Consider the following 4,804-nt stretch of genomic DNA (forward strand, 5'->3'; position numbering starts at 1 on the left):
CGCTGCAGGAACAGGCGCAGCGCCTGGCCGAAGCGGTGGCGGTGTTCAAGATCAATGCCGGCGAGGTCATCGAGGTGCCGGCGCACCAGCTCGGCGGCCGTGCCGCCCCGACCCTGGGGCAGCACTGAGGTAGCCGGAACACCAGCATGTTCCCGCGCCCGCGATAGCGGGCGCAGACAACGGCGGCACGTCCCAGGTCCGGGGCGCGCCGCCGTTGTCGCATCGGCGGGCCGCCTTGCGCGGCGCATGCGTGCGGACGGCATGCCTGGCTCAGGATTGCCGGGTTTTCCTAGCACAAGAAAATGACGGGTGTTTGATCCTGCGCACGTTAAGTTTTCGAAAATGTAGCCGTTAATTGCGATAACGCCTGGAGATAGGCGATGAAACAGGTTCCGACATCCGAAAGCGGTGCAAGATGGCTTTCGGATTCACGGACCAGGCGGGGACTGGCCTGCGCATCGCGCGGGCTCGGCGTGCTCGCCCTCATGGAATCGCTCTTCTCCGAATGAAGCAACAGGAGACCGGCAATGCGAGTGAACCTTCCCGTCCACAATGTGGAAACCAAGCTGCGCGAGGATCAATACCTTATCTCGCGCACGGACACCAAAGGCCGGATTCTCTATGCCAATCCCGCCTTCATCGAGGTCAGCGGCTTCTCCCGTGAAGAGCTGATTGGCAAGGCGCACAATATCGTCCGCCATCCGGACATGCCGCCGCAGGCCTACGAGGATCTGTGGCGAACCCTGCAGGAAGGCGAGTCCTGGCTGGGGCTGGTCAAGAACCGCAGGAAGGACGGCGGCTACTACTGGGTGCTGGCCAATGCCACGCCCATCGTCGAGAACGGCGAGGTGGTGGCCTATTCGTCGGTGCGCGTGCGGCCCAGCGACGAGCAGATCGAAATGGCCGAGGCGCTCTACGCCCGCATCCGCGAGGGGACCGCGCGCGGCGTGCGCATTCGCCGGGGCCGGCCGGTGCGGGCCGGCTGGCGCCGCATCATCGACGTGCTGGCGTATCCCTTCCGCTCGGGCGTGCGCAGCCGCATGCTGCGCCACGCGCTGGTGTCGGCGAGCTTCGTGGCGGGCGCGGGCGCCTACGGCCTGCATGCGAACTGGGACGCGCTGAGCACCGCCGGCGCCAGTTTCGGCTGCGCGCTGGTGGCACTGGGCGTGGCGGCCGTCTTCCTGCTGGGCTGGCGTTTGTCGCGCTCGGTGACCGGTCCGGTGGTGGACGCCGCCAACATGGCGCGCCAGGTGGCCGCGGGCAACCTGACCACGCAGATCGTGGCCGAGTCCGACGACGAGATCGGCAGCCTGATGTTCTCGCTGGAGGTCATGCGCAAGAGCCTTATCGGCATCGCGCAGGACGTGTACCGAGGTATCGAGGGCACCACCCAGGCGGCGGTGCACATCGCGCGCGGCAACCAGGAGCTGGCCGGCCGCACCGAAGGCCAGGCGGCCTCCTTGCAGCAGACAGCCGCGAGCATGGAGCAGCTGACGTCCACCGTGCGCCAGAATGCCGACAATGCGCACCAGGCCAATCAGCTGGCCGCCAGCAGCATGGACGTGGCCCGTCGAGGCGGCGTGGCCGTGGGCCAGGTGGTCAACACCATGCACGGCATTTCCGACAGCTCGCGCAAGATCGCCGACATCGTCAGCATCATCGAGGGCATCGCGTTCCAGACCAATATCCTGGCCCTGAACGCGGCGGTCGAGGCGGCGCGCGCCGGCGAATCCGGCAAGGGCTTCGCCGTCGTGGCCGGCGAAGTGCGCAACCTGGCGCAGAAGAGCGCGCAGGCGGCCAAGGAGATCAAGGGCCTGATCGAGGACTCGGTGGACCGCGTCAACGAGGGTTCGGCCCAGGCCGAGCAGGCGGGCGCGACCATGGAAGAGATCGTGGCCGCGGTGCGCCGGGTCACGGACATCATCGGCGAGATCTCGCAGGCCTCGCAGGAACAGTCCAGCGGCATCGAACAGGTCGACACGGCCGTGTCGCAGATGGACGTGATGACGGTGCAGAACACCTCGCTGGTGCAGGAGCTGGGCGGCGCGGTCACGCAGCTGGGCGAACAGTCCGGCTCGCTGCGTGAAACGATCCGCGTCTTCCGCCTGACCGGCCAGCCTTGAGGGGATGGCTTGGCCGTGCCGGCTTGGAAGGGGCGGCCATGACGGGCAGTCTCGCAATCTGCCTCAGTCCTCCCAGACCGGGGCCGCACGGATCCGGCTCCGCCGGTCCGTAGCGGCGCCCCCTGGGGGGAAGCGCGCAAGCGCTCCGGGGGGCTTCACTCCGGATTAGCCTCCGGCTAATCCGTCTACCACTCGGCTCATGGCCGAGAGACCGGATTCGAACAGCGATTCCAGGAAGGGCCCGGCGTGGGGCAGCACCACGGTGAGCACGGTGACGCCCACGATCAGGGTCACCGGAAAACCCACCGAGAACACCGACAGCTGCTGCGCCGCGCGGTTGAGGATGCCCATGGCCAGGTTGATGGTCAGCAGCGCGCAGATCAGCGGCAGCGCCAGCAGCAGGCCGGACACGAAGATGGTCTTGCCCCATTCGACCACCACGCCCCAGCCGTTCTGATGCAGCTGGATCTGCGCGATGGGCAGGGTGTCGAAGGAGCGCACCAGCGCCGCCAGCACCAGCAGATGTCCATCGAGCGCCAGGAAGGTCAGCATGGCGATGACGTTGAGCATGCGCGACAGCACCGCCGTATTGGCGCCGGTGCCGGGATCGAAGAAGGACGCGAAGGACAGGCCCATCTGCAGGCCGATGAACTCGCCGGCCGTCTGCACCGAGGCGAACACGATGCGCATGGTGAAGCCCAGCGCGATGCCGGTCAGCACCTGCTGCATCACCATCCAGAGTCCGGCGTAGGAGCCGGGGGCCACGGGCGGCATGGGGTCCAGCGTGGGGCCGATGGCCGCGGCCAGCACGAAGGACAGGCCGACCTTGACCTTCACGGGCACTGCGGATTCCGAGAACAGCGGCGCGGTGGCCACCAGCGCCAGGATGCGCACGAACGGCCAGATGAACTGGCCGATCCAGCCGTTGAGCTGTTCGAGGGTGAACGCGATCATGGGTGCGCCGGCGGCCGCGCCGGTCAGGACACCAGGCCGGGGATGTGCCCGATGAGCTGGCGGATATAGTCCACCATGAGGCCGATCAGCCACGGGCCCAGCAGCACCAGCACGCCGCACATGGCCAGCAGCTTGGGGATGAAGGACAGCGTCATTTCGTTGATCTGCGTGGCGGCCTGGAAAATGCTGATGACCAGGCCCACGACCAGCGTGACGAGCAGCAGCGGGCCGGCCATCGCCAGCGCGATCTTCATCGCCTGGTAGGTCATGGTCATGACGGTTTCAGCGGTCATGGCGGTCCTCCGGGCTTATTGGTAGAAGCTCTGGGCCAGCGAGCCCATGAGCAGGTGCCAGCCGTCGGCCAGCACGAACAGCATCAGCTTGAACGGCAGGGACACCGTCACGGGCGGCACCATCATCATGCCCAGCGCCATCAGCACGCTGGCCACGACCAGGTCGATGATGAGGAATGGGATGAAGATGGTGAAGCCGATCTGGAACGCGGTCTTGAGCTCGCTGGTGATGAAGGCCGGCACCAGGATCTTCAGCGGCACCTGCGACGGATCGTCCAGCGCCGGCTGCTTGGCCAGGTTGGCGAACAGCGCCAGGTCGTTCTCGCGGGTCTGGTGCAGCATGAAGGTGCGCAGCGGCCCGGCGGCGCGCTCGACCGCGGTCTCGAACTGGATCGAGCCCTCGGACAGGGGCTTGTAGGCGTCGGCGTAGATTTTGTCGAACACCGGCGACATGGTGTAGAAGGTCAGGAACAGCGCCAGCCCGATCAGCACGTGGTTGGGCGGCGACATCGCCGTGCCCATGGCGCTGCGCAGCAGGCCCAGCACGATGATGATGCGGGTGAAGCCGGTCATCATCAGCAACGCCGCCGGCAGGAACGACAACGAGGTCATCAGCAGCATGGTCTGCATGCTGAGCGAGTATGTCTCGGAGCCGTTCGGGCCCGGCGTGGCGGTCAGGGCGGGCAGGGTGGCCTGGGCGACGACGCCGGCCGGGAACAGCGCCAGCCCCAGCAGCGCCGCGGCGCCCAGCATGGGCAGCATGCCGCGCCCGGCGCGGGAGGAAGTCATGCGTCTGAGGAAATTCATGAGGGTCGCGGGCTAGCGGCGCTTGAGCGCCTGGCCCAGCTTGGCGGCGAAGGCCGAGGCGGGCAGGGACGCGCCTTCGGGCAGCTCGCCGGCAGGCATGGTGTGCAGGGTGGTGAGCTGGTTCGGGCTCACGCCCACCACCAGCCAGGTCTTGTCCACTTCGATGACCACGACGCTCTGGCGGGCGCCCAGCGGCAGCGCGGCAACCTGTTTGAGCAGGCTGCCGCCGCCGCGCTGCACCAGCCCGGCGCGGCGCGCCAGCCAGGCCGAGGCCAGGATGGCCGCCACCACCAGCACCAGGCCGATGATGACGCGCAGCAGGGCGGATTCGGTCATGATGGCCTGCCCGCTGGTCAACGGCGGTTGTTCAGGCGGTTGATGCGCTCGGACGGGGTGATGATGTCGGTCAGGCGAATGCCGTACTTGTCTTCCACCACCACGACTTCGCCCTGGGCGATCAGATAGCCGTTGACGAAGATGTCCCGTCTCTTATACACAACTGACGCTGCCGACGAGACCCCCTGTGTGGGTGTCGGGGGGGGCGGGGTCATTATAAAAAAAACAAAAAATAGTAAAAAGGAGAGCTCTAGAAGAGTGACAGACCACACAGTAGAAATGTACGACAGG

5 protein-coding genes and 1 pseudogene are annotated in these 4,804 nt (G+C 66.8%); 1 reads left to right on the forward strand and 5 read right to left on the reverse strand.

Going from position 1 to position 4,804, the window contains the following annotated elements:
* The first annotated feature begins 527 nt into the window (after nt 1–527).
* The gene (locus KDH83_RS29510; protein WP_212322345.1) at nt 528–2,123 is read left to right on the forward strand and encodes a PAS domain-containing methyl-accepting chemotaxis protein; all 1,596 of its coding nucleotides are present in this window, start codon (nt 528–530) and stop codon (nt 2,121–2,123) included.
* Nucleotides 2,124–2,288: 165 nt separating this feature from the next.
* On the opposite strand, the gene fliR is transcribed toward KDH83_RS29510, so the two are convergent.
* The 5 genes and pseudogenes from fliR to KDH83_RS29535 form a co-directional block, all read right to left on the reverse strand.
* Nucleotides 2,289–3,077: a flagellar biosynthetic protein FliR gene (fliR, locus tag KDH83_RS29515; RefSeq protein ID WP_212322347.1), complete on the reverse strand. Its 789-nt coding sequence runs from the start codon at nt 3,075–3,077 to the stop codon at nt 2,289–2,291.
* Nucleotides 3,078–3,100: 23 nt separating this feature from the next.
* The gene (gene fliQ / locus KDH83_RS29520) at nt 3,101–3,370 is read right to left on the reverse strand and encodes a flagellar biosynthesis protein FliQ (RefSeq protein WP_212322348.1); all 270 of its coding nucleotides are present in this window, start codon (nt 3,368–3,370) and stop codon (nt 3,101–3,103) included.
* Nucleotides 3,371–3,385: 15 nt separating this feature from the next.
* A complete protein-coding gene (gene fliP / locus KDH83_RS29525) occupies nt 3,386–4,132 on the reverse strand; it encodes a flagellar type III secretion system pore protein FliP (RefSeq protein WP_212322360.1) in 747 nt (248 codons plus the stop codon).
* A gap of 57 nt (nt 4,133–4,189) precedes the next feature.
* Nucleotides 4,190–4,513 carry a flagellar biosynthetic protein FliO gene (fliO, locus tag KDH83_RS29530; RefSeq protein WP_212322350.1) on the reverse strand — a complete coding sequence of 108 codons (324 nt, stop codon included), beginning with the start codon at nt 4,511–4,513 and terminating at the stop codon, nt 4,190–4,192.
* A 17-nt stretch (nt 4,514–4,530) separates the two neighbouring features.
* A pseudogene (locus KDH83_RS29535) lies at nt 4,531–4,659 on the reverse strand (FliM/FliN family flagellar motor switch protein); the annotation flags it as partial.
* Nucleotides 4,660–4,804: the final 145 nt, after the last annotated feature.

Origin of the sequence: Achromobacter sp. Marseille-Q0513 (assembly GCF_018195695.1) — a bacterium.
Lineage (GTDB): Bacteria > Pseudomonadota > Gammaproteobacteria > Burkholderiales > Burkholderiaceae_B > Achromobacter.

What these genes read in the sequence shown, in the direction of transcription:
- fliO (WP_212322350.1), bottom strand. Translation starts at nt 4,513, where the DNA reads ATGACCGAATCCGCCCTGCTGCGCGTCATCATCGGCCTGGTGCTGGTG.
- fliR (WP_212322347.1), bottom strand. Translation starts at nt 3,077, where the DNA reads ATGATCGCGTTCACCCTCGAACAGCTCAACGGCTGGATCGGCCAGTTC.
- KDH83_RS29510 (WP_212322345.1), top strand. Translation starts at nt 528, where the DNA reads ATGCGAGTGAACCTTCCCGTCCACAATGTGGAAACCAAGCTGCGCGAG.
- fliP (WP_212322360.1), bottom strand. Translation starts at nt 4,132, where the DNA reads ATGCTGCCCATGCTGGGCGCCGCGGCGCTGCTGGGGCTGGCGCTGTTC.
- fliQ (WP_212322348.1), bottom strand. Translation starts at nt 3,370, where the DNA reads ATGACCGCTGAAACCGTCATGACCATGACCTACCAGGCGATGAAGATC.